The organism is Pseudomonas sp. PS1(2021), assembly GCF_020405165.1.
GTDB lineage: Bacteria > Pseudomonadota > Gammaproteobacteria > Pseudomonadales > Pseudomonadaceae > Pseudomonas > Pseudomonas aeruginosa.
Genome location: NZ_CP084484.1, coordinates 63,690 through 86,571, shown reverse-complemented (window position 1 = coordinate 86,571; position 22,882 = coordinate 63,690). Strand labels below are relative to the sequence as shown.

The 22,882-nt window shown below is 67.5% G+C and carries 21 protein-coding genes; 7 read left to right on the top strand and 14 right to left on the bottom strand.

What is annotated here, in order from left to right:
• Positions 1–157 precede the first annotated feature (157 nt).
• Together glpD and LE197_RS00400 are read left to right on the top strand one after the other, a co-directional pair.
• Positions 158–1,696, top strand: a complete 1,539-nt coding sequence (gene glpD, locus LE197_RS00405; RefSeq protein WP_016852578.1) for a glycerol-3-phosphate dehydrogenase — start codon at positions 158–160, stop codon at positions 1,694–1,696.
• Positions 1,697–1,828: 132 nt separating this feature from the next.
• Complete coding sequence (locus LE197_RS00400) at positions 1,829–2,158, top strand: GlpM family protein (protein WP_023082210.1); 330 nt, start codon at positions 1,829–1,831, stop codon at positions 2,156–2,158.
• Positions 2,159–2,174: 16 nt separating this feature from the next.
• On the opposite strand, the gene LE197_RS00395 is transcribed toward LE197_RS00400, so the two are convergent.
• Complete coding sequence (locus LE197_RS00395) at positions 2,175–3,161, bottom strand: alpha/beta fold hydrolase (protein WP_003098462.1); 987 nt, start codon at positions 3,159–3,161, stop codon at positions 2,175–2,177.
• Between the two features lie 298 nt (positions 3,162–3,459).
• On the opposite strand from LE197_RS00395, the gene metR reads away from it, so the two are divergent.
• Complete coding sequence (gene metR, locus LE197_RS00390) at positions 3,460–4,380, top strand: transcriptional regulator MetR (RefSeq protein ID WP_003109716.1); 921 nt, start codon at positions 3,460–3,462, stop codon at positions 4,378–4,380.
• 5 nt (positions 4,381–4,385) lie between these two features.
• On the opposite strand, the gene LE197_RS00385 is transcribed toward metR, so the two are convergent.
• Genes LE197_RS00385 through LE197_RS00360 form a run of 6 tightly spaced genes read right to left on the bottom strand, consistent with a single transcriptional unit; the run spans position 4,386 to position 12,254 of the window.
• Complete coding sequence (locus LE197_RS00385; protein ID WP_226033849.1) at positions 4,386–5,636, bottom strand: OprD family porin; 1,251 nt, start codon at positions 5,634–5,636, stop codon at positions 4,386–4,388.
• Positions 5,637–5,686: 50 nt separating this feature from the next.
• Positions 5,687–6,892, bottom strand: coding sequence for a 3-oxoadipyl-CoA thiolase (locus LE197_RS00380; protein WP_033968515.1), 1,206 nt, complete (start codon positions 6,890–6,892; stop codon positions 5,687–5,689).
• 22 nt (positions 6,893–6,914) lie between these two features.
• Positions 6,915–8,447: a 3-hydroxyacyl-CoA dehydrogenase gene (locus tag LE197_RS00375; protein ID WP_196752317.1), complete on the bottom strand. Its 1,533-nt coding sequence runs from the start codon at positions 8,445–8,447 to the stop codon at positions 6,915–6,917.
• Complete coding sequence (locus tag LE197_RS00370) at positions 8,444–9,241, bottom strand: enoyl-CoA hydratase (protein WP_012613738.1); 798 nt, start codon at positions 9,239–9,241, stop codon at positions 8,444–8,446. Before LE197_RS00370 ends, LE197_RS00375 begins: the two co-directional genes overlap by 4 nt.
• 59 nt (positions 9,242–9,300) lie before the next feature.
• The gene (locus LE197_RS00365) at positions 9,301–10,488 is read right to left on the bottom strand and encodes a CaiB/BaiF CoA transferase family protein (protein ID WP_003143270.1); all 1,188 of its coding nucleotides are present in this window, start codon (positions 10,486–10,488) and stop codon (positions 9,301–9,303) included.
• A 38-nt stretch (positions 10,489–10,526) separates the two neighbouring features.
• On the bottom strand, positions 10,527–12,254 hold the full coding sequence (locus LE197_RS00360) for an acyl-CoA dehydrogenase family protein (RefSeq protein WP_003098471.1): 1,728 nt from the start codon (positions 12,252–12,254) through the stop codon (positions 10,527–10,529).
• Between the two features lie 113 nt (positions 12,255–12,367).
• On the opposite strand from LE197_RS00360, the gene LE197_RS00355 reads away from it, so the two are divergent.
• Both LE197_RS00355 and LE197_RS00350 read left to right on the top strand, forming a co-directional pair.
• Positions 12,368–13,255, top strand: coding sequence for a LysR substrate-binding domain-containing protein (locus tag LE197_RS00355; RefSeq protein ID WP_003092195.1), 888 nt, complete (start codon positions 12,368–12,370; stop codon positions 13,253–13,255).
• A 218-nt stretch (positions 13,256–13,473) separates the two neighbouring features.
• A complete protein-coding gene (locus tag LE197_RS00350; RefSeq protein WP_073666600.1) occupies positions 13,474–14,883 on the top strand; it encodes an MFS transporter in 1,410 nt (469 codons plus the stop codon).
• Here LE197_RS00350 and LE197_RS00345 read toward each other — a convergent pair.
• From LE197_RS00345 to LE197_RS00335, 3 genes are all read right to left on the bottom strand, one after another.
• On the bottom strand, positions 14,880–15,953 hold the full coding sequence (locus LE197_RS00345) for a bifunctional transcriptional activator/DNA repair enzyme AdaA (RefSeq protein WP_010793352.1): 1,074 nt from the start codon (positions 15,951–15,953) through the stop codon (positions 14,880–14,882). The genes LE197_RS00350 and LE197_RS00345 overlap by 4 nt on opposite strands.
• An 89-nt stretch (positions 15,954–16,042) precedes the next feature.
• A complete protein-coding gene (locus LE197_RS00340; protein WP_226033848.1) occupies positions 16,043–17,365 on the bottom strand; it encodes an APC family permease in 1,323 nt (440 codons plus the stop codon).
• Between the two features lie 199 nt (positions 17,366–17,564).
• Positions 17,565–18,380, bottom strand: a complete 816-nt coding sequence (locus tag LE197_RS00335; RefSeq protein ID WP_003092205.1) for a carbon-nitrogen hydrolase family protein — start codon at positions 18,378–18,380, stop codon at positions 17,565–17,567.
• Positions 18,381–18,507: 127 nt separating this feature from the next.
• Between LE197_RS00335 and LE197_RS00330 the strand changes: the two genes are divergently transcribed.
• Entirely contained in the window at positions 18,508–19,293 is a 786-nt protein-coding gene (locus LE197_RS00330) for a helix-turn-helix transcriptional regulator (RefSeq protein ID WP_003092207.1), read from the top strand.
• Between the two features lie 27 nt (positions 19,294–19,320).
• Here the strand turns inward: LE197_RS00330 and ykgO are convergent, their stop codons facing one another.
• Together ykgO and LE197_RS00320 are read right to left on the bottom strand one after the other, a co-directional pair.
• A complete protein-coding gene (gene ykgO, locus LE197_RS00325; protein WP_003092209.1) occupies positions 19,321–19,473 on the bottom strand; it encodes a type B 50S ribosomal protein L36 in 153 nt (50 codons plus the stop codon).
• Positions 19,473–19,736 carry a type B 50S ribosomal protein L31 gene (locus LE197_RS00320; protein ID WP_003092213.1) on the bottom strand — a complete coding sequence of 88 codons (264 nt, stop codon included), beginning with the start codon at positions 19,734–19,736 and terminating at the stop codon, positions 19,473–19,475. Before LE197_RS00320 ends, ykgO begins: the two co-directional genes overlap by 1 nt.
• A 243-nt stretch (positions 19,737–19,979) precedes the next feature.
• On the opposite strand from LE197_RS00320, the gene LE197_RS00315 reads away from it, so the two are divergent.
• A complete protein-coding gene (locus LE197_RS00315; protein ID WP_003098476.1) occupies positions 19,980–21,590 on the top strand; it encodes an FMN-binding glutamate synthase family protein in 1,611 nt (536 codons plus the stop codon).
• Between the two features lie 69 nt (positions 21,591–21,659).
• Here LE197_RS00315 and LE197_RS00310 read toward each other — a convergent pair whose 3' ends face one another.
• Positions 21,660–22,031 carry a diacylglycerol kinase gene (locus LE197_RS00310; protein ID WP_003092226.1) on the bottom strand — a complete coding sequence of 124 codons (372 nt, stop codon included), beginning with the start codon at positions 22,029–22,031 and terminating at the stop codon, positions 21,660–21,662.
• 71 nt (positions 22,032–22,102) lie between these two features.
• Positions 22,103–22,756 (bottom strand): response regulator transcription factor ErdR, encoded by a 654-nt coding sequence (gene erdR / locus LE197_RS00305; RefSeq protein ID WP_003092229.1) that lies wholly within the window; start codon positions 22,754–22,756, stop codon positions 22,103–22,105.
• Positions 22,757–22,882 lie beyond the last annotated feature (126 nt).

The following is a 22,882-nucleotide window of genomic DNA, read 5'->3' as shown; positions in this document are numbered from 1 at the left end:
GCTGTTCCCGCGCGGACGGGCAAACCGGTAGCGCCCGGGCAACCCTTCGAAATTGAAAAAGCCTGGTGAATCGGGCTGGTCAATAACTGCGCAATCGACTAAGCTATTTTCGAATTCGAACAAAACTACGTTCACTTTCGACTTCAGGGCCTTTCACATGAGTCAAGCGCACACCCCCTCCGCTCCACTCGCCGAAGTCTACGATGTCGCCGTGGTCGGCGGTGGCATCAACGGTGTAGGGATCGCCGCCGACGCAGCCGGGCGCGGCCTGTCCGTGTTCCTTTGCGAACAGCACGACCTGGCCCAGCACACCTCCTCGGCCAGCAGCAAGCTGATCCACGGCGGCCTGCGCTACCTCGAACACTACGAATTCCGCCTGGTCCGCGAAGCCCTGGCCGAGCGCGAGGTCCTGCTGGCCAAGGCGCCGCACATCGTCAAGCCGCTGCGCTTCGTCCTGCCGCACCGTCCGCACCTGCGCCCGGCCTGGATGATCCGTGCCGGCCTGTTCCTCTACGATCACCTCGGCAAGCGCGAGAAGCTGCCCGCCTCGCGCGGCCTGCGCTTCACCGGCAGCAGCCCGCTGAAGGCCGAGATCCGCCGCGGCTTCGAGTACTCCGACTGCGCGGTGGACGATGCGCGCCTGGTGGTGCTCAACGCGATCTCCGCCCGCGAGCACGGCGCCCACGTCCATACCCGCACCCGCTGCGTCAGCGCCCGTCGCAGCAAGGGACTCTGGCACCTGCACCTGGAGCGCAGCGACGGCAGCCTGTATTCGATCCGCGCCCGCGCCCTGGTGAACGCCGCCGGCCCCTGGGTGGCGCGCTTCATCCAGGACGACCTGAAACAGAAGTCGCCCTACGGTATCCGCCTGATCCAGGGCAGCCACATCATCGTGCCGAAGCTGTACGAAGGCGAGCACGCCTACATCCTGCAGAACGAAGACCGCCGCATCGTCTTCGCCATCCCCTATCTGGACCGCTTCACCATGATCGGCACCACCGATCGCGAGTACCAGGGCGACCCGGCCAAGGTGGCGATCAGCGAAGAGGAAACCGCCTACCTGCTGCAAGTGGTGAACGCCCATTTCAAGCAGCAGCTTGCGGCCGCCGACATCCTGCACAGCTTCGCCGGCGTGCGTCCGCTGTGCGACGACGAGTCCGACGAGCCTTCGGCGATCACCCGCGACTACACCCTGTCGCTCTCCGCCGGCAACGGCGAGCCGCCGCTGCTCTCGGTGTTCGGCGGCAAGCTGACCACCTACCGCAAGCTGGCCGAATCGGCGCTGGCGCAGCTCCAGCCGTTCTTCACCAATCTCGGCCCGGCCTGGACCGCCAAGGCACCGCTGCCGGGCGGCGAGCAGATGCAGAGCGTCGAGGCGCTCACCGAGCAACTGGCCAACCGCTACGCCTGGCTCGACCGCGAACTGGCGCTGCGCTGGGCGCGCACCTACGGCACCCGGGTGTGGCGCCTGCTGGACGGGGTCAATGGCGAAGCCGATCTCGGCGAGCACCTGGGCGGCGGCCTGTATGCCCGCGAAGTGGACTACCTGTGCAAGCACGAGTGGGCCCAGGACGCCGAGGACATCCTCTGGCGCCGCAGCAAGCTCGGCCTGTTCCTCTCGCCGAGCCAGCAGGTGCGCCTCAGCCAGTACCTGCAGAGCGAGCATCCGCATCGCCCGCGGGTGCATGCGGCCTGATCGCCAGCCAGAAACGTCGAGGCCCGCTTTTGCGGGCCTCGTTCGTTATGGAAGGGTACGGGACGATCCGGGCATAATGCGCGACGCCACCAAGCCGGTGGCGCCGCCGCAGTCGAGAATCCCGTGGACCTGATGTTCAAGGCGCTGATCGGCGCCGCCGTGGTCGTGCTCCTCGCCATCCTGTCGAAGACCCGCAACTACTACATCGCCGGCCTGGTGCCGCTGTTTCCCACCTTCGCCCTGATTGCCCACTACATCGTCGGCAAGGGCCGTTCGCTGGACGACCTGAAGACCACCATCGTCTTCGGCATGTGGTCGATCATCCCCTACTTCGTCTATCTCGCCGCGCTCTACCTGCTGGTCGAGCGCTTCCGCCTGGAGACCTCGCTGGCCCTGGCGGCGCTGGCCTGGCTGGTGGCGGCAAGCGTGCTGGTGGGCCTCTGGGTACGCCTGCACGCCTGAGACCGCGAGCGCGGCTTCAGAGCTGGACGACGCTGGCCTGCCGATGGGCCTTCAGGTAAGGCACCACCGCCGCCAGCAACGGCTCCTTGAAGGCTTCCTGGAAGCGATGGGCGAGACCGGGGATCAGCTTCAGCTCCGAGCCACGGATATGCGCCGCCACGTGCACGCCGTGCATCACCGGCAGCAGCGGATCGGCGGTGCCATGGATCACCAGGGTCGGCACCTGCAGACGGTTCAGCAGCGGCACCCGGCTGGGTTCGGCGAGGATTGCCAGCAATTGCCGCTGCACGCCTTCCGGGTTGAACGCGCGGTCGTAGGAACGTGCGGCCTGCAACAGGAGCTGCTGGCGATCGTCGCGCACTTCCGGGCTGCCCAGCGCCGCCAGCAGGTCGGCCTGCTGCTCGACCGCCTGCTCGCGGCTGGCCGCCTCGCGCCGCGCCAGCAGGCGCAGCAGCGACTCGCTGGGCGCCGGCAGGCCTTCGGCGCCGGAGCTGGTCATCACCAGGGTCAGGCTGAGCAGGCGCTGCGGCGCCATGTCGGCGATGTGCTGGGCGATCATCCCGCCCATGCTGGCGCCGAGCACATGGGCCTGGGGGATATCCAGCGCGTCGAGCAGATGCAGGGCATCGCCGGCCATGTCGGTGAGGGTATAGGGCGCGCTGACCGGCAGGCCGAGGCGATAACGCACCACTTCGTAGGTCAGCCGCGAACTGGGCACCGGCACGTTCCAGGCCGACAGGCCGACGTCGCGGTTGTCGTAGCGGATCACCCGGAAGCCTTGCTCGCACAGGGCGCTGACCACCTCGTCCGGCCAGTGGATCAGTTGCCCGCCCAGGCCCATCACCAGCAGCAGGGCCGGATCGCTGTCGCGGCCGATGCTCTGGTAGGCCAGGCGCACGTCGCCCAGTTCGACCGTCTCGGTAGGTACGCGTGCGTCGCAACGCGCCGCCGCAAAGGAGGAGAGGCTGCACAACAAGGCGGCCAGGAAGATGAAAGCACGCATGAAGAAAACCCAGAACGCAAAACCCCAGTGGAGCGCGATTCTGATTAAATTTCGTCCAGCGCGCTGCCACAGTAGCGTGACAGTTTGATGAATGCCGCCAGGCGGTCGTGGCGTTGTGGCTCTGCGGCGTTGCGCCGCTGCTCCGTGCCGCCGTCCCGTGTGCCGGGCTCTTCTCCCCGTCGCTCCACGATCGCACGCTCTGCGGGATCGAGGCCATCGCTTGTCGACAGCCCCTGGCGTATGAGACAAACTCAACGAATCCGCACCGCTATCAAGTTTTGCTCATACAGAGGCCGCCATGCTCGAACTTCGCCACCTCAAGACCCTGCACGCGCTGCGCGAAGCCGACAGCCTGGTGGAAGCCGCCGAGCGCCTGCACCTTACCCAGTCGGCGCTGTCGCACCAGTTCAAGGAACTGGAAGAGCGCCTGGGCATGCAGTTGTTCGTGCGCAAGACCAAGCCGGTACGCTTCACCAGCGCCGGGCTGCGCCTGCTGCAACTGGCCGACTCGCTGCTGCCCCAGCTGCGCACCGCCGAGCGCGACCTGGCGCGGCTCGCCGGCGGTACCGCCGGACGCCTGCACATGGCCATCGAATGCCACAGTTGCTTCCAGTGGCTGATGCCGACCATCGACCAGTTCCGCGACGCCTGGCCGGAAGTCGAACTGGACCTGGCCTCGGGCTTCTCCTTCGCGCCGCTGCCGGCCCTGGCCCGCGGCGACCTCGACCTGGTGGTGACCGCCGACCCGATCGAGTTGCCCGGCATCACCTACGTGCCACTGTTCACCTACGAAGCGCTGCTGGCGGTGGCCAACCAGCATGCCCTGGCTGGTCGACCGTACGTCGTCCCGGAGGACCTGGAGCGGGAAACCCTGATCACCTATCCGGTGGAACGCGATCGTCTCGACGTCTTCACCCGCTTCCTCGACCCCGCCGACGTGGAGCCGGCGCAGGTGCGCATAGCCGAGCTGACCGTGATGATGATGCAGCTGGTGGCCTCCGGTCGCGGCGTCTGCTGCCTGCCGAACTGGGCCCTGCACGAGTACAGCTCGCGCGGCTACGTGACGGCCCGGCGCCTCGGTGAAAAGGGCCTGTACTGCACGCTCTTCGCCGCCATCCGCACGGACATGTTCGATGCGCCATTCATGCGCGACTTCCTGCTCACCGCCAAGGACACCTCCTTCGCCACCCTCGAAGGGGTCAGCGCCGCCAAGGGCTGAGCGGCTCAGAACAGCGGCAGCTCATAGGTCAGGTACAGGCGGTTCTCGTCGATGTCGCGGCTGAAGGCCGAACGGTAGGTAGCGTTGCGCCAGACCAGCCCCAGTCCCTTCAGCGCACCGCCCTGCAACACGTAGCGCAGGTCGCTGTCGCGTTCCCACTCGCGACTGCCGTCGGCGCCCTTCGGTTTCGCGCCGTGGCCGCTGAAATAGCGCGTCATCAGGCTCAGGCCGGGCACCCCGAGCGGCGCGAAGTCGCAGTCGTAGCGCAGTTGCCAGGAGGATTCGCCAGCCTCGGCGAAGTCGTTGTACTGGCCGAAATTGACCAGGTACGGATCGGTCCCCTCCAGGTAGGGGAAACCGTGGTCGCCGCTCATCCGCTGGTAGCCCAGGCCGAAGGCCTGGCCGTTGCGCAGGCGGTAGGTGAGCGACCCGCTGAAGGAACGGTTGTCGATGCGCCCGCCGCGAGCGCCGCCGGTATCCCGGCTGAGCGCCAGGCGCAAGTCGCTCTCCAGGCTGTCCGCAGCGATGCCGATGCGCCCCTTGAGACCGAGGAAATGCTGGGCGTAGACCTGCTCCAGTTCGCCATAGTGGTAGCTGCCGGTCCAGTCCGGGGCGATACGGTAGTCCAGGCCGGCCAGGTCGAAACGGTCCGCCTGCGCCGCGCCGGCGAAACGCCGGTTGCGGTTGAACAGCGCCAGGTCGCTGGTGCCCGCCTCGTTGCGCTGGCTGACCTCGGTCAGCCGTCCCAGGTTCAGGCTCAGTCCGCTCAGTTCACCGGAAGTCAGCAGCGCGCCCTGGAACACCTGGGGGAATAGCCGCCCGTAGTTGGGCTGGATGGTCGGTAGCTTCGGTACCAGGCCGCCGACCTTCAGTTCGCTGCGCGACAGGCGCAGCTTGGCGGTCGCGTCCAGCCGCGCGTAGTCGCCCGCCGCGCTGCCATCGTCGCGAAGCGGAAGCAGGCCGGTGCCGCTACGCCCCGCGCCGGAATCGAGCCGGACGCCGAGCTTGCCCAGCAGGTCGAGACCCACGCCGAGGGTGCCCTCGATATAGCCCGAGCGGTAGTCGAAGAGAAAGCCCTGGGCCCACTCCTCGCTTTTCGCACGTCCCGCGCCATCGCGGAAGTCGCGGTTCATGTAGAAGTTGCGCAAGGCCAGGCTGGCCCGCGAGTCTTCGAGGAAGCCCTCGGCCAAGGCGGGAACGCTATCGCCGGCAAGGATCGGCAGCAGGCAAAACGCGCATTTCTTGTTGTTGTTCATACGCACTCCGAACGGGCGCCTGGGCGCCTCTTTTTCTAGGGGGAACGGTCTCATCGGCAGCGCTCGATCACCATCGCCACGCCCTGGCCGAGCCCGACGCACAGGCTGACCACCGCGTAGCGCCGCTCGATGCGTTGCAGCCCGCGGGCGGCGGTGAGCACCAGGCGCGCACCGGAGGCGCCGAGCGGATGGCCGAGGGCAATGGCGCCGCCATGGGGATTGACCCGCGGGTCCTCGTAGTCCAGGCCGAGCAACTTCAGGCAGGCCAGGACCTGCGGCGCGAAGGCTTCGTTGATCTCGATCAGGCCGACCTCGTCCAGGTCGATGCCGGCGCGTTGCCACGCGCGGAGGATCGCCTGCTGCGGGCCGATGCCCATCAACCGGGGCTCCACGCCGACGCTGGCGCTGGCGAGGATCCGCGCCAGCGGCCGGATGCCCTCGCGCTCGCCGATCGCGCGATCGCCCAGCAGCACTACCGCCGCCCCGTCGTTGATCCCAGACGCATTACCGGCGGTCACTACCCCACCGGCGAACAACGCCGGCAAACGCGCCAGGGCCGCCAGGTCGGCCTGCGGTCGCGGATGCTCGTCGCGCTCCACCAGCCGCGTCTCGCCCTTGCGTCCGGCACGCACCTCCACCGGAAGGATCTCGCCGAGGAAAAAGCCCTCCTCCAGCGCAGCCTGGTAGCGCGCCTGGGAAGAAGCGGCGAAACGGTCGGCGTCTTCGCGGGCGATGCCGAAGGCGCGGGCCACGTTGTCGCCGGTCTCCGGCATGCTGTCGTTGCCATAGCGCTCGACCAGCCTGGGGTTGGCGAAGCGCGCGCCGATGGTGCTGTCGAAGACCTCCAGCGTGCGGCTGAAGGCGCTCTCCGCCTTGCCCATGACGAACGGCGCCCGGGACATGCTTTCGGCGCCGCCGGCTAGGTACAGCCGACCCTCGCCGCAACTGATCGCGCGCGCCGCGTCGATCACCGCCGACAGTCCGCTGGCACACAAGCGGTTGACCGTCTGCCCGGGCAGCCGCGCCGGCAGGCCGGCTGCGAGCAGCGCGTTGCGCGCCAGGTTGCGGCTGTCTTCGCCGGCCTGGTTGGTGCAACCGAGGATCACATCCTCCAGGTCGTCGACGGCGAACCCGGAGGTTTCCGCGAGACGCGCCAGCAGCAGGCCGGCCAGGTCGTCCGGACGCACCGTCGAGAGTGCACCGGCATGCCGGCCGAAAGGCGTACGCAGGCCGGCGTAGATATAGGCATCGAGCATGGTGTGTTTCTCCGCGAAGGGATCAGGAGGCCAACGGGCTGTCCGGCTGGCGCAGGGAAAGGCCCAGTTGGGCGCGCCGGCGCAGCCAGGGAATGGGGCGATAGCGCGGGTCGCCGCTGAGCGCATGCAGGCGTTCGAGGATGCGCAGCACGCGCCCGGCGCCCAGTCGGTCGCCCCACTCCAGCGGCCCCAGCGGATAGCCGAGACCGAGGCGCACCGCCAGGTCGATGTGCTCCACCGAAGCGATACCCTGCTGGGCGATGTCGCAGGCGAGATTGACGATCGAGGCGAGGGTGCGCTGGACGATGAACCCGGCGCTGTCGCGAATCAGCGTGACGCCCACGCCGTCCCGTGCGAACAGGGTGCGAGCGGCCTGCTGCAGCTCCGCTCGGGTCGCCGGGCAGGCCATCAGGCAGCGGTGTCGCTCCAGGTCCGACAGCACGTCGATGGCCAGGCTGCGCGTCGGATCGACGGCGAACCGCCGCGCTGCGGCGCTGACGTCGGCGCCCAGTGGCGCAAGCAGGCACAACGCCGCCCCGGAAGGACGCTCGCCGCTCTCCACCTCGGCGCCCAGACGTTGTAGCAACATCAGCAATGGCGCGCGGTCATGTTCGTCGTCGACGCCCAGCCACACCGGCGGCAACGCCGCGCCTGGCGCAACCGCCGGGGCGGCGACGGGCACCTGCCCAGCGCCGTCGTAGCGGTAGAAGCCCTGGCCGCTCTTGCGCCCCAGGCGGCCGGCGGCGAGCATCTGGCGCAGCAAGGGATGCGGACGATAACGCGGCTCCTCGTAGTACTGCCGGTAGATCGACTCCATCACCGGCAGGCTGACGTCCAACCCGACCAGGTCGAACAGCTCGAACGGGCCCATGCGGAAGCCGGCACCCTCGCGCAGGACTTCGTCGATCGCCGCCACCGGCGCCACGCCCTCGCCGAGGATACGCAGCGCCTCGGTGCCGAAGGCCCGTCCGGCATGGTTGACGATGAAGCCGGGGCTGTCCGTGGCACGCACCGACTGGTGGCCGAAGGTCGCCACCAGGGCGCACAGTCGCTCGGCGATGCCGGTGCGGGTGGCGAGACCGTCGATCACCTCCACCAGACGCATCAGCGGCACCGGATTGAAGAAGTGCAGACCGGCGACCCGGCCGGGATCGCGACAGGCCGAGGCGATCGCGGTAACCGACAGCGAGGAGGTATTGCTGGCGAGGATCGCTTCGTCGCCGACCACCTCTTCCAATTGGCGGAACAACGCCTGCTTGGCCTCCAGGTTCTCGACGATCGCCTCGATCACCAACTGGCAGCCGCGTAGGACCCGCAAGTCCTCGACCACCCGCAGATTGCCCATCGCGCGCTCGACAGCCTCCGCCTCCAGCCGGCCCCGCTCCACCTGCCGGGCAAGGACCGTGGCGATCTGCTCGCGCGCTTGCAGCGCCGCCCCCTGGCGGCTGTCGTAGAGCAGCACCGACAGCCCGGCACAGGCAGCGAGCTGGGCGATGCCCTGGCCCATGGCACCGGTACCGACGATACCGATGAGAACGATCGGTGGCTCGCTCATTTTCCCAGGTACTCCGCTGTGCGTTTTTCCAGGAAGGCACGCATGCCCTCCTTCTGGTCGTGGCTGTCGAACAGCAACTGGAAGGCCTTGCGCTCCAGCGCCAGGGCCTGGTCCAGCGGCAGGTCGGCGCCGGCCAGGACCACTTCCTTGATCTGCGCCAGCGCCAGCGGCGGCAGGCCGGCGATCTGGCGAGCCAGTTCGAGGGCGCGTTCCAATGCCTGGCCATCCGCCGCCACCTCGCTGACCAACCCTATGGCCAGGGCCTCCGGCGCCCGTACCGTGCAACCGGTAAACAGCATGCGCAGCGCCTGGAACTTGCCCACCGCTCGCACCAGGCGCTGGGTGCCGCCGGCGCCGGGCATCACGCCGACACGGATTTCCGGCTGGGCGAAGCGCGCCGAGGCACCGGCGACGATCAGGTCGCAGTGCATCGCCAACTCGCAGCCTCCGCCCAGGGCATAGCCCTCCACGGCGGCGATCAGCGGCTTGCGGCAGGCGGCGAGGGCCTGCCAATGGCGCTCCACCCCGCGCTGCTGGATCTCCAGCGCGGACGCCTCCGCCAGTTCGTTGAGATCGGCGCCGGCGGCGAACGCCGTGCCATTTCCGGTGAGGACGATGACCCGGGTATCGGCGCACTCGTCGAGGCGCCGTACGTGCTCCGCCAGAGCCTCGCGCAGGCGCATGTTCAGGGCGTTGAGCACTGCCGGGCGGTTCAGTCGCAACAGGGCCACACCCTGCTCCGGCCGCTCCAGCAGCACGAGTTCGGGGCGCACCGCCCCAGGGGAGGAATCCATGGCCATCTCCAATTGCCCGGGGATTGAGTTGCACGGCGCAGGCCGTGCCGTGAGGGGTTTCAGGCGCGGACGATGCCGCGCCGGACCAGCGCGTCGATCGCCTCGGCGCTCAATCCCAGTTCCGCCAGGACTTCCCGAGTGTCTCCGCCCAGCACCGGCGGCGCGGCGCGGTAGCTGGCCGGGGTGCGCGAAAGCTTCACCGGCGAGGCGATGCCGCGATAGCCCTCGAGTTCGACGACCATCCCGCGATGGCGGGTGTGCGGGTGTTCCACCACCCGCTCCACCGTGGCGATGGCTCCGCAGGGCACGCCGAGACGGATCAGCCGCTCGGCCAGCTCACGGCCGTCGTGGGCCGCCAGGTAGTCCTCCAGAGCGCGCTTCAGCGCCTCGCGGTTGACCGAGCGCTTGCCGTTGTCGGCGAAGCGCGGGTCCCCCGGCAGTTCATCCGCTCCCAGGTACTCGCACAGGCGGGCGAACTGGCGGTCGTTGCCGACGGCGAGGAAGATCGGCTCGGTACCGGTGCGGTAGCTGTCGTAGGGCGCGATGTTCGGGTGGGCGTTGCCGCTACGCCGGGGCGTACGTCCGGAAGCGAAGTAGTTCGGCAGGTGCGGGTGCAGCAGGGAGATACCGCAGTCGTACAGGGCGATGTCCACCGACTGCCCGCGCCCGCTGACCTGGCGCTCGTGGAGGGCGAGGAGGATGCCGGCCATGGCGTTCAGCCCGGTGACCATGTCGACGATCGGCAGGCCGATGCGCAACGCCTCGCCGCCGGCCTCGCCGTTCACGCTCATCAGTCCGGCCATCGCCTGGATCGCCGCGTCGTAGCCGGGCAGGCCGCCGAGCGGGCCGTCGGCGCCGAAGCCCGATACCGCGCAGTGGACCAGCCGCGGGAAGCGCTGGCGAAGCACCTCCTCGTAGCCGATCCCCCAGCGCGCCAGGGTGCCGGGCTTGAAGTTCTCCAGCAGTACGTCGGCGTCCTCCAGCAAGCGCAACAGCAGCTCGATGCCCTCCGCCGTCGCCAGGTCGACGGCGATGCCCTTCTTGTTGCGGTTCACGCCCTTGAAGTAGGACGCCGTGTCGCCCTCGAAGGGCGGCCCCCAGCCACGGGTCTCGTCGCCGCCGAGGGGTTCCAGCTTGATCACCTCGGCGCCGTGGTCGGCCAGCGCCTGAGAGCAGTAAGGTCCGCCGAGGACCCGGCTGAGATCGATGATTTTCAGGCCACGCAGGGCGCCCGTCTGATTGGTCATGGCGACTCTCTGGTTGTTGTGAGCGGGAATGCGGGCAGTCAGGCCGGCAGCAATTGCATGGCTTCGGCCTGGCTCAGCGGCACCTCGCCGACCACCCTGGCCAGCAATTCGGCCTGGTCGGTCCAGCCCTCCAGGTGCAGCGGGTCGCGCGGCAGCAGCTTGTGCCGGGCGACCAGGAAGGCCAGGGCCAGGCGGCGCTGGTCGGGTGCCTGGCGGCTGGCTTCCCAGGCCATGAAGATCGCCGTGCACAGGTGGTAGAGGGCGCTGCCGGCCTGGCGCACCTGTTCATCCTGGCGGCGCTCGGCGACGTCGGCCATGGTCGCGACCACTCGCACCAGCAGTTCGTCGAAGAGGTCGCGGGCGTCCCCTGGCAGGTCGCTGTCATCCAGCAGCCGGCGCAGGTGGCGCTGCAAGGGTTCGAGTGCCTGTTCGCGGCTCACCGCACGGGCGACGTCCAGCGCCACGATGTTGCTGGTGCCCTCCCAGATCGACCCCAGGTGGGCGTCGCGCACCAGCCGCGGGTCGCTCCACTCCTCGATGTAGCCGACCCCGCCGCGCACCTCCATGGCGTCGCCGGTGACCCGTCGCGCATCGCGGCAGGCGCGGAACTTGATCAGCGGGGTGAGGATCCGCACGCATTTCTGCGCCTCGACCTCGCCGCCATCGGCGCGCGGCAGCAGCGTGGCGATCTGCATGAACATCGAGCGCGCCTGTTCGGTGGGCAGCATCATCTTCAGCAACTGCTTCTGCATCAGCGGCATGTCGATCAGGTGCTTGCCGAAGGCGCGCCGATGGCGGGCGACGAACAGCGCCTCGCTCAGCGCCCGGCGCATCAGCCCGGCGGCGCGCACGCCGTTGGACAGGCGCGACATGTTGACCATGTCGGCCATCTGCTGGAAGCCGCGGCCGATCTCGCCGATCAGGTAGGCGCTGGCGCCTTCCAGGCGGACTTCGCCGCTGGCCATGGAGCGGCTGCCCAGCTTGTCCTTCAGGCGGACGATGCGATAGGCGTTGCGCGTGCCGTCCTCGCGGACCTTCGGCAACAGGAACAGGGTCACGCCCTTCATTCCTTCCGGCGCGCCTTCGGGGCGGGCCAGGACCATCGCCAGGTCGGCGTCCGGGTTGGAGCAGAACCACTTGTCGCCGTAGAGCTTCCACTCGCCGCCCTGCTCCCGCGCCACGGTACGGGTCCGCGCCACGTCGGAGCCGGCGGCCTGCTCGGTCATGAACATGGCGCCCTGGAACAGCTCGTCGAAATCCCGCGAGGCGAGGGACGGCAGGTAGCGCTCGACCAGTTCTGGCGCGCCGAACCTGCGCAGGGTGCGGGTCAGCGAGTCGGTCATGCTGACCGGGCAGCAAAGGCCGAACTCGGCCTGTACGAACAGGTGGGTGAGCGCATACTTCACCAGCGGCGGCGGGCCGTCCGGGCGATGGCTCATGGAAGCCAGGCCAAGTTCGGCATAGGCCACCCGTTCGAGGGCGACGTAGTCCGGATGCTTGCGAATGCTCTGCAAATCCTCGCCGCGGCGGGTGCGCGGCGCCAGCACCGGCGGGTTCTTGTCCGCCGCCAGCGCCAGCACGTCCAGCTCGCCGCCGGCACGGGCGCCGAGCCGTTCGAGGAGCGGCCGCCATTCGGCGAGCAACGCCGGCGGCAGGTATACCTCCAGCAGCCGCTCCAGGGCCGGATCGCAGGTGTAGAGATTCAGCCCACGGCTGTCGGGGATGTTCAGCGTATCTTCGCGAAGTACTTCGGGCATGGCGGTCATGGCGCGGCTCCTGCTTGTCTTGCGCCGAGACTAGGCGAGTGCTTCGATAAGCATCCAATACAAAAAAAATCATCGACGATAAGAAAAACAGATCGTAGAACCAGGTGCCTGCCATGGATCTCAGACAGCTTCGCTACTTCATCGCGGTCGCCGAGGAACTGCATTTCGGTCGCGCCGCGGCTCGCCTGTTCATCTCCCAGCCGGCGCTGAGCTTCGACATCAAGAAGCTGGAGGAACAGCTCGGAACCCAATTGCTGCTGCGCAACAACAAGTCGGTGAAGCTCACCGGCGCCGGCCAGGTCCTGCTGGTGGAAGCGCGCAACCTGCTGCTGCAGGCAGAGAAGGTGAAACGCCTGACCCAGCTATCCGCCGAGGGCGACGTCGGCCAACTGCGCGTCGGCTTCGTCAACTCCATGCTCTACCGCGGCCTGCCCAGGGCCATGTCCCGCTTCGAACGGGAGCACCCGAACATGGAGGTGGTGCTCGGCGAAATGAACAGCGCGGAGCAGGCCCAGGCGTTGCAGCGCGGGCAGATCGACCTGGGCTTCGTGCACTGGGGCAGGCTGCCGGCGGAAATCGTCTCCGAACCCTTGATCAGCGACCCGTTCCTCTGCTGCCTGCCCGCCGGGCACCGCCTGGCAGGCCAGGCGCGTCTGGACCTCGCCGAACTGCGCGACGAAGACTTCATCCTCTTCCCGCGCCATGTCTCCCCGCACTACCACGACCTGATCATCGCCCGCTGCGTGGACGCCGGCTTCAGCCCGCGCATCCGCCACGAGGCGCGCCTGTGGCAGACCGTCGCCGCCATGGTCGGTCTCGGCATGGGCGTCGCGCTGATCCCGGAGACCCTCTGCCTGGCCTGGCGGAACGAGGTGCGCTACCTGGAAATCGAGCCGGCCGGCGCGCGTTCGGAGATCCACGCGATCCTTCCGGCCAGCGAACCTTCCCGGGCGGCGCAGGCGTTCCTGGCGACGCTGAAGAGCGGCCTGGACGACGCCTGAGCGAGGGCTGACGGAAAACGTCGATATGGAATCCCTTATCGAGCCATAAGATTAAAAGACTATTGATTTGCGGGGGTGCCACCTAGACTCCGAGGCACCCGGGTCAACACCGACGCACGCTTTCCCTCCACGGAAACCAGCGTTTCCGCCCCGCCTTTCAGCGAAGGGCGGTAGGGCGCGGCGTGTCGGCGAGAACAACAATAAACAGGACTCGACCCATGCCGCGCACGCCCTCTCCCGAAGACGCCGACCTGCACAAGAAGGCCCGCAGGGCCGGTATCGCCTCCTTCATCGGCACCACCATCGAGTGGTACGACTTCTACATCTACGGCCTGGCCGCCGCCCTGGTGTTCGGCAAGATATTCTTCCCCGCCGACATGGATCCGGGCCTGGCCACCCTGCTGTCCTTCGTCACCCTCTGGTCGGGCTTCATCGCTCGCCCGCTGGGCGGGATCATCTTCGGCCATCTCGGCGACCGCATCGGCCGCAAGACCACCCTGGTGATCACCCTGATCATGATGGGCATCGCCACGACCTGCATCGGCCTGTTGCCGGTCTATACGCAGATCGGCATCTGGGCGCCGATCTCCCTGGTGGCGCTGCGTATCGTCCAGGGCATCGCGGTCGGCGGCGAGTGGGGCGGCGCGATCCTGATCGCCAGCGAAAGCGCGCCCAAGGGCAAGGGCATCCTGTACGCCGCCTTCGCCCAGCAGGGCTCGCCCACCGGCAACCTGCTGGCGACCCTGGCGTTCTTCGCCCTCAGCGCCCTGCCCGCCTCGGACTTCATTCTCTGGGGCTGGCGCGCGCCGTTCCTGCTCTCCGCAGTGCTGGTCATCGTCGGCATGGTGATCCGCCTGAAGCTGGAGGAGTCGGAAGACATGAAGCGCGTGCTGGCGCAGAAGCGCACGGTGAAGCTGCCGCTCGCCGAGGTGCTGGGCAAGCACTGGAAGATCGTCCTGCTCGGCGCCGGCGTGCTGCCGATCATCCACGTCACCTACTTCAAGAGCACCTTCGCCCTCTCCTGGGCGACCAAGACCCTCGGCTACAGCCAGGGCACCTTCCTCAGCATCATCGTGGTCGCGCTGGTGGTGCAGTTCCTCAGCCAGCCACTGGGGGCGCTGCTCACTTCGCGCATCGACATGCGCAAGGCGGCATGCCTGATGGTGCTGCCGGAGTTTATCCTGATGCCGGCGATGTTCTTCGCCGTGGAAACCAAGGTCTACTGGATCGCCGCGGTCGGCATGTGCCTGGCCACGGTGCCGCACGCGATGTTCTACGGCGCGGTGGGCGGTATCCTCGCCCGAGCCTTCCCGGCGCGGGTGCGCTACACCGGCCTGTCGCTGGCCTACCAGCTCTGCTCGCTGCTGGTCGGCGGCGGTACACCGGTACTGGCCCAGTGGATTCTCAACAGTACCGGCAGCATCGTCGGCGTGGCCCTGGCCTCGGCCTGCTACGCGCTGGTCTCGCTGGCCTGTACCCTGGCCCTGTTGCGGATCACCGGGTTCCACGCCAGCGACCTGTCGACCGCCGAGCGCGCCGACGCCGAGGACTTGCAGCGGCCCGTAGCGGTCGAGCGGGAACCGGTGTTGCGCGCCCCCGCCCGGCTACTGGGCGGCGATCCCGGCTAGCCGGCAGCGCCCATGCGCCGCTCGTGCTCCAGCAACCAGCGCTTGCGCCACAGGCCACCGCCATAACCGGTCAGGGAACCGTCCGAACCGATGACGCGGTGGCAAGGAATCACGATGGCGATCTGGTTGGCTCCGTTGGCGCGGGCCACGGCGCGCACCGACAACGGCGAGCCGATGGACCTGGCCAGCCCGGCGTAGCTCTGCGTGCTGCCGCACGGTACCTCGCGCAGCGCCTGCCAGACCGTGCGGGTGAAGGCCGAGGCGTTCAGCGCCAACGGGGTCTGGAAGCGCACTGGAGTACCGTCGAAGTAGCCGGCGAGTTCCGCCTCGATCCTGTCGATGGGGGCGAAACGGCCGAAACCGATGCTCGATCCGCTGTTCTTCTGCAGGCGTTTCAGCTCCCCGCTCAACGCCGGGCGGTCGAAGAACTCCAGCAGGTGCAGGGCCTGCGCATCGGCCACCGCGAGCATGGCGCCGAGCGGGGTCTGCAGCCAGTCCGCCTTGAGCAGCTCGCGCCCGCGCAACTGCGACGGCGGCTCGCCCAGCAGGCGCGCGAAGGCGCTACGGAAGCCGCTGTCGGAGTCGAAGCTGGCATCCAGTTGCGCGTCGATTACCCGCGCGCCCGAGGACAGCCGCTCGGCGACCTGGCCAAGACGGCGCAGGCGAGCCATTTCCAGAAAGGTCACGCCGAACTCGCGCTTGAAGGCACGGCGCACGGTGGACGGGTCATAGCCCAGCGCCGCCAGGTCGTCTTCGAACCAGCGCCGCTGCGGTTGCCGACCGAGGCGCTGGAGCAGGTCGCTGACCAGCGGCCCCTGCGTGCCGAGCCGTTCCAGCGGCCGGCAACGCAGGCAGGGCCGGAAGCCGGCCTCGACGCAGCCCTTGATCGAATCGAAGAACAGGGTGTTCTCGCGCTTCGGCTTGCGCGCCGGGCAGGTCAGGCGGCAGAACACCCCGGTGCTCTTCACCCCGACGAAGGCGAAGCCATCGTAGGCGGGGTCGCGCGCCAACAGCGCGGCATACAGGGTGTCGTCATCGGGAAGGGGAAGGAACAACGCTGCATGGGACATGGCCGGCTCCGGAACCAGGGAGGCGATGGATAGCCACTCTAGGCCAGGAGCCTGCGCCTTGCCGCCGCGAAACGGGCGTCGATTCTTTCTCAGCCCTCCTCGAAACGCATCTCCGGCGGCGGCTCGCGGAAACCGTGGGTGATCGCCGCCAGGTACACCGCGCCCAGCGCCAGCCAGCAGAGGCCGAGGATGATCGCCAGATGGTCGAGGCTGGCCATCAACCACAGGTCGGCGACCAGGCCGATGCCAGAGAATACCAGGAACAACAGGGTTTCCCGTGGACCGCGGCGCTCGGCGCCAAGGTAGTAGTGGAAGACCACCGACAGGTTGACCAGGCTGAAGGCGAGGAAGGCGCCGAAGTTGATGAACGACGTGGAGGTGGTCACGTCCATCTGTAGCGCCAGCAAGGCCACCACACCGCACAGGACGATGCTGTTCACCGGCGTCTCGAAGCGCTTGCCGAGACGACCGAAGAACGGCCGCGGAAGGACGCCGTCGCGGCCCATGGCGAAGAGCAGGCGCGAGGCGCTGGCCTGGGCCGAGAGACCGGAGGTGAACTGGCCGACGATCAGGCCGACCAGGAAGAAGGTCACGAACAGGTCGCCACCGATGTTGCGGGCGATCTCGTAGGCCGCCGAGTCCGCGCTGTCGAAGGCGAACGACGGGTGCGCCAGTTGCACGAAGTACGAGGTGACGATGAAGATCAACCCGCCCAGCAGGGTGATCAGCAGGATCGCCCGCGGGATGTTGCGCCGCGGGTCGCGGGTTTCCTCGGTCAGGGTACTGACCGCGTCGAAACCGAGGAACGAGTAGCAGGCGATCGCCGCACCGCTCATCACCAGCGGCACCTGCAGGTCGCCACCGAGCAACGGTTGCAGTGACCATAACGGCTTGCCCGGGTCGCCCAGCACGTAGTGCACGCAGAGTGCGACGAAGGCGCCGAGGACCAGGAACTGCACCAGCATCAGCAGGCCATTGACGTTCTTCGCCAGGCGCAGGCCGACGATGTTGATCGTCGTGGTCACGCCGATGAACGCCAGCACCCAGACCGCGTTGGGTACCGCGGGAAAGGCCGAGTGCAGGTAGGCGGCGCCGATCAGCCAGATCGCCATCGGCAGGAACAGGTAGTCGAGCAGCACCGCCCAGCCGGCGATGAAGCCGAGCCGGGAATCGATGGCCTTGCGCACGTAGGTATAGGCCGAGCCGGCCACGGGGAAGGCCGCGGCCATGCGCCCGTAGCTGAGGGCGGTGAAGAGCATCGCCAGGGAAGCGGCGATGTAGGCGGCGGGGACGTGTCCCTGGGTGGTCTCGGCGAGGATGCCGAAAGTCCCGAGGACGATGATGGGGGTCATGTAGGCGATGCCGAACAGCACCACGGAACCCAGCGACAGGGTGCGCTTGAGTCTGGCCATTACTGCTTACTCCGGAATTATCGTTTGTTATGGCAGTGGCCCGCAGCCGGCCGGGCCGCGGGGCGCAGGGGCCTCCCCTCACCCGGGAGACCGGCGGACGCTCGGGCGCCCATCGTTGTGCTACGGCTTTCCGGGCCCATCCTCGCCCGCTCGCTGGCGGACGGAGGACGACGCGACGCTCCTGTCGCGCCGCGGTGAATCAGGGAATCAGCAGCTCGCGCAGGCCGTCCGGGTGCTCGCGGCGCTCGCCGGGCAGGACCAGGCGACGCTCTTCGAGGTAACGGTAATCCCGACGCGCATCCTGCAACCGGCCGAGGTCCAGTTCGACGATCTGCCGGCATTCTTCGCGCCCGGCCTCGCAGAGCAACTGGCCGTAGGGATCGACCACCGCGCTGCCGCCGGCGAAGACCAGCCCGCCGTCGCCATGCCCGACGCGGTTGACCATCACCGCGTAGGCCTGGTTTTCCATGGCGCGGGCCATGATCGCGGTGCGATGGGTCGGGCCATAGGGGTCCATGTTGCCATTGGTCACGATGATCAGTTCCGCACCCAGTTGGCCGAGGGCCCGCGCGCTTTCCGGGAACTCGATGTCGAAGCACACCAGCAGGCCGACCCGGATGCCGTTCCACAGGGCGGTGGCGTAGCGGTCGCCAGGCGTGAAGATGCCGCGGTCGGAGGCCCACAGGTGGGTCTTGCGGTATTTCAGGGCGATGCCGTCGGGAGCGATCAGCAGGGTGGTGTTGTAATAGCGGCCGGCGTCCGCCTCGGCGATGCCGATCGCCACCGAAACGTTACGTTCACGGGCGACGCGCTGCACCGCGCTGACCGTCGGGCCGTCGAGCGGCTCGGCGAGGGCGGCGATGTTGTCTTCGCTGGGGAAGCCGGTCAGGTGGGTTTCCGGGAACACCACCAGTTCGGTGTCCGCCGCACAGTCGGCGATGGCCGCCAGGGCGCGTTCCAGGTTGTGCGCGGTGTCGCCATCGCGACCGGCGATCTGGACGAGTTCGACTTTCATCGGAATTCCTTGTTGTTCTCGGCGCTGTTCGGCACGCGCGCTGTTCGTATGCAGGGGTCGGCACAGTATGCTTGGCGTTCCCCGCGCCGATAATTACGTCCGAGGGTTAACCCAACAGGGGTAGAAGATGAGTTTCACCTTGCAGGACATCGCCTGGCACCGCTCCGTCGGGCAACTGGTCGAGGCGCTGGATGCGCCGGACTTCTGGATTCGCCTGGTACGCCTGCTCGAACAGTACGTTCCGTTCGACAGCTGGGTGGCCCTGCTGTTCAGCCAGGGCCGGCCACAGGTGTTCGCCGAATGCCCGGGCGCCGACGGCGGGCCGGATCCGCTGTTCCAGGACTACCTGCGAGGCCTCTACCTGCTCGACCCGTTCTACATCGCCAGCCGCGAGAACCCGTGCAGCGGCCTGTTCCGTCTGGCCGACGTGGCACCGGAATGCTTCGAGCAGACCGATTACTACCAGCGTTACTTCCGCCTCAACGTGGTGGCCGATGAAATCCAGATCAACGTCCAGCTCTCCGGCGAACGCACCCTCTGCCTGTCGCTCGGCTCGCGGCGCCGCTTCACCCCCGAGCAACTCGCCGTGCTCGGCCTGGTGCGGCCCTGGGTGGCCGGGCTGATGCGCCAGCGCCTGGCCTTCGAGGACGAAGTGTTGAACAGCCCCGCGGCGCCGGAGCCGGGCTGGCAGGGTTCGCTGGAGAAGGTCGCGGAGCAGATGGGCACGCCACTGACGGCGCGCGAACTGGAGGTCGGCAGGCTGATGCTCAGCGGCTGCTCGAGCAAGGAGATCGCCCGCAAGCTGGCGATCTCGGCGGAAACCGTGAAGGTCCACCGCAAGCACATGTACGGCAAGCTCGGCATCAAGTCGCAGTCCGAGCTGTTCGGCCTGTTCCTCCAGGCCCAGGGCTGACGGGACGGGCGACCGTCCCGTCGCCGCTCAGCGGCGCTTGATCTTCGGCTTCGGCCGGCCCTGCACGCACTTGAAGCGCGGATTCGACTTGCAGATCACGTAGAGCCGGCCACGGCGCTTCACCACCTGGCAATCGCGATGGCGCAGCTTGGCCTGTTTCAGCGAGGCGAGGACTTTCATCAGGCCCCCTTGCCGCCGACGAAGCCGGCGAAACGCTTGTTGAACCCGGCCACGCGGCCTTCGCTCTTGGTCTTGCGCTGTTCGCCGGTGTAGACCGGGTGCGAGGCGCTGGAAACGTCCAGCGTCACGTAGGGATAGGTCTTGCCGTCGGTATGGGTATGGGTCTTGTCGGTCTCCGCGGTGGAGCCGATCAGGAAGTACACGTCGGCCGAGGTGTCATGGAACAGGACGGGACGGTATTCGGGATGGATGCCGGGTTTCATGGGGATGCCTCCTACATAATGTTATATAGTTACATATTACTCCGATAAGAATAATTCGCAACTCCGGAAAGAGTTCCCGGCGACCATTCGGCTGCTCGACCATCCAGACACAATTATTAGCTTGCTTTCTATCCCCGTTTGTTTCCCATAATCAGCGCTTGGTTAGCGCGGGGGGAACCCGTCGTAGACGCCTCGAAGAAGGTGACTACCATTTTGAACCGAAGCCTGAAGATTGGAGACATGATGAATCTGTCGCTACTCAGTCGCTATGCGTTTTTCGCCTGTATCGCCCTGTTCACCTTGGTCAGCCTGCCGTTCCTCGGCAGCACCGAATGGCTCTGGCCGTTCACCCTCCTGGGCGTGGCCCTGAGCCTGCTCGGCCTGTTCGACCTGATCCAGACGCCCCACGCGGTGCGCCGCAACTATCCGATCCTGGGCAACATCCGCTATCTGGTGGAAGGCATCCGCCCGGAGATCCGCCAGTACCTGCTGGAAGCCGACGGCGACGCCCTGCCCTTCTCCCGCGCCCAGCGCTCGCTGGTCTACTCGCGGGCGAAGAACGAAAGCTCGGAGAAGCCCTTCGGCACCCTGATCGACGTGTACACCGCCGGCTACGAATTCATCAGCCACTCGATGCGTCCGGCGCCGCTCAGCGATCCCTGCGAGTTCCGCGTCGACATCGGCGGGCCACAATGCAGCAAGCCGTACTCCGCTTCGCTGTTCAACGTCTCGGCGATGAGTTTCGGCGCCCTCAGCGCCAACGCCATTCGCTCGCTGAACCGTGGCGCGCAGATGGGCAACTTCTACCACGACACCGGCGAGGGCAGCATCAGTCCCTATCACCGCGAGAACGGCGGCGACCTGGTCTGGGAACTGGGCAGCGGCTACTTCGGGTGCCGCACCCGCGATGGCAAGTTCGACCCTGAGCGCTTCGCCGCCCAGGCCCTCGACCCGCAGGTGAAGATGATCGAGATCAAGCTCAGCCAGGGCGCCAAGCCGGGACACGGCGGTATCCTGCCCAAGCACAAGGTCACCCCCGAGATCGCCGCCACCCGTGGCGTGCCGATGGGTGAGGATTGCGTTTCGCCGTCGCGCCACAGCGCCTTCTCCACGCCGATCGAGCTGATGCAGTTCATCGCCCAGCTGCGCGAACTGTCCGGCGGCAAGCCGGTCGGCTTCAAGTTCTGCCTGGGCCATCCATGGGAGTTCATGGGCATCGCCAAGGCCATGCTGGAGACCGGCATCCTCCCCGACTTCATCGTCGTCGACGGCAAGGAGGGCGGCACCGGCGCGGCGCCGCTGGAGTTCACCGACCATATCGGCGTGCCGCTGCGCGAAGGCCTGCTGTTCGTCCACAACACCCTGGTCGGCCTCAACCTGCGCGACAAGATCAAGGTCGGCGCCAGCGGCAAGATCGTCAGCGCCTTCGATATCGCCAGCGTCCTGGCCACCGGCGCGGATTGGGCCAACTCGGCGCGCGGCTTCATGTTCGCCATCGGCTGCATCCAGTCGCAGAGCTGCCATACCAACAAGTGCCCGACCGGCGTCGCCACCCAGGACCCGCTGCGCCAGCGCGCGCTGGTGGTGCCGGACAAGGCCGAGCGGGTGCGCAACTTCCATCGCAACACCCTCAAGGGCCTGGCCGAGATGCTCGCCGCGGCGGGCCTGGAACATCCCTCGCAGCTCGAAGCCAAGCACCTGGTGCGACGCATCACCGACACCGAGATCCGCCTGTTCTCGCAGCTGCACTACTTCCTCAAGCCGGGCGAACTGCTTTCCGGCAAGATCGAGGGCGAGTTCTACGAGCGCATGTGGAACATGGCGCGGGCCGACAGCTTCGACGCGGCGGCCTGAGCCGCCGCCCTCGCACGCAAGAAAAAGCCGGAGGCATCGCTGCCTCCGGCTTTTTCATGTCCGCGTAGATCAGCCCAGCAGGATGGTCGCCCAGGTCACGGTGATCACGGTGAGGGCCACGAACTGCGCGGCGCTGCCCATGTCCTTGGCATTCTTCGACAGGGGGTGGCGTTCCAGCGAGACGCGGTCGACGGTGGCCTCGATCGCCGAGTTGAGCAGCTCGACGATCAGCGCCAGCAGGCACACCGCGATCATCAGCGCGCGTTCGCCGCGACTGACGTCGAGGAGGAAGGCCACCGGGATCAGCACCACGTTGAGCAGCACCAGTTGGCGGAAGGCGGCTTCACCGCGGAAGGCGGCGAGGAAACCTGCGAGGGAATAGCCGGTGGCGTTGAGGATACGCTTGAGGCCGGTCTGGCCTTTGAAGGGGGAAGGCGACACGTCGGGTTCTCATCGATTCGGAAGGCCGGCAGTCTAGCCGCCGGCTGGTCAAAAAAGCGTTAAGCCGTCTCTCAATGAGAAGCGGGAACCGTCTCCATTTGTTGCAGCAGCAGCGCGGCCTGGGTCCGGGTGCGCACGTTGAGCTTGCGGAAGATCGCCGTGACGTGGGCCTTCACCGTCGCCTCGGAAACGTTCAGGTCGTAGGCGATCTGCTTGTTCAGCAACCCTTCGCAGACCATGGTGAGTACCCTGAACTGTTGCGGGGTGAGGCTGGCGAGCCCGGCGCTGGCGGCCTTGGCCTCCTCGCTGAGGGCTTCGGCGGCGGCATCCTGCGGCGGCCACCAGGTGTCCCCGTCGAGCACCGCGCGCACCGCCTGCTGCAGGGTTTCCAGCGGACTGGACTTGGGTATGAAGCCGCTGGCGCCGAACTCGCGGGAGCGCTGCACCACCGCGGCCTCCTCCTGTGCCGAGATCATCACCACCGGCACCTGCGGGTATTGCCCGCGCAACAGCACCAGGCCGGAGAAGCCATAGGCCCCCGGCATGTTGAGGTCCAGCAGGACCAGATCCCAATCGGCCTTCTCGTTCAGCCGCGCTTCCAGTTCGGCGATGCTGGCGGCTTCCACCAGGCGCACGTCGGGGCCCAGCCCGAGGGTGAGGGCCTGGTGCAAAGCGCTGCGAAACAGGGGGTGATCGTCGGCGATCAGGATCTCGTAAGAAGCCATGACATGTCCTAGTTTGTTCGGCCCAGCCGAGGCGGCGCTCAGGATGCCGACCGAGGGCGGACCGGTCAAGCCGAATGAGGGATACCTCGTACACCGCGTTCGTCTTTTCAAACACCCCGGCTTGCT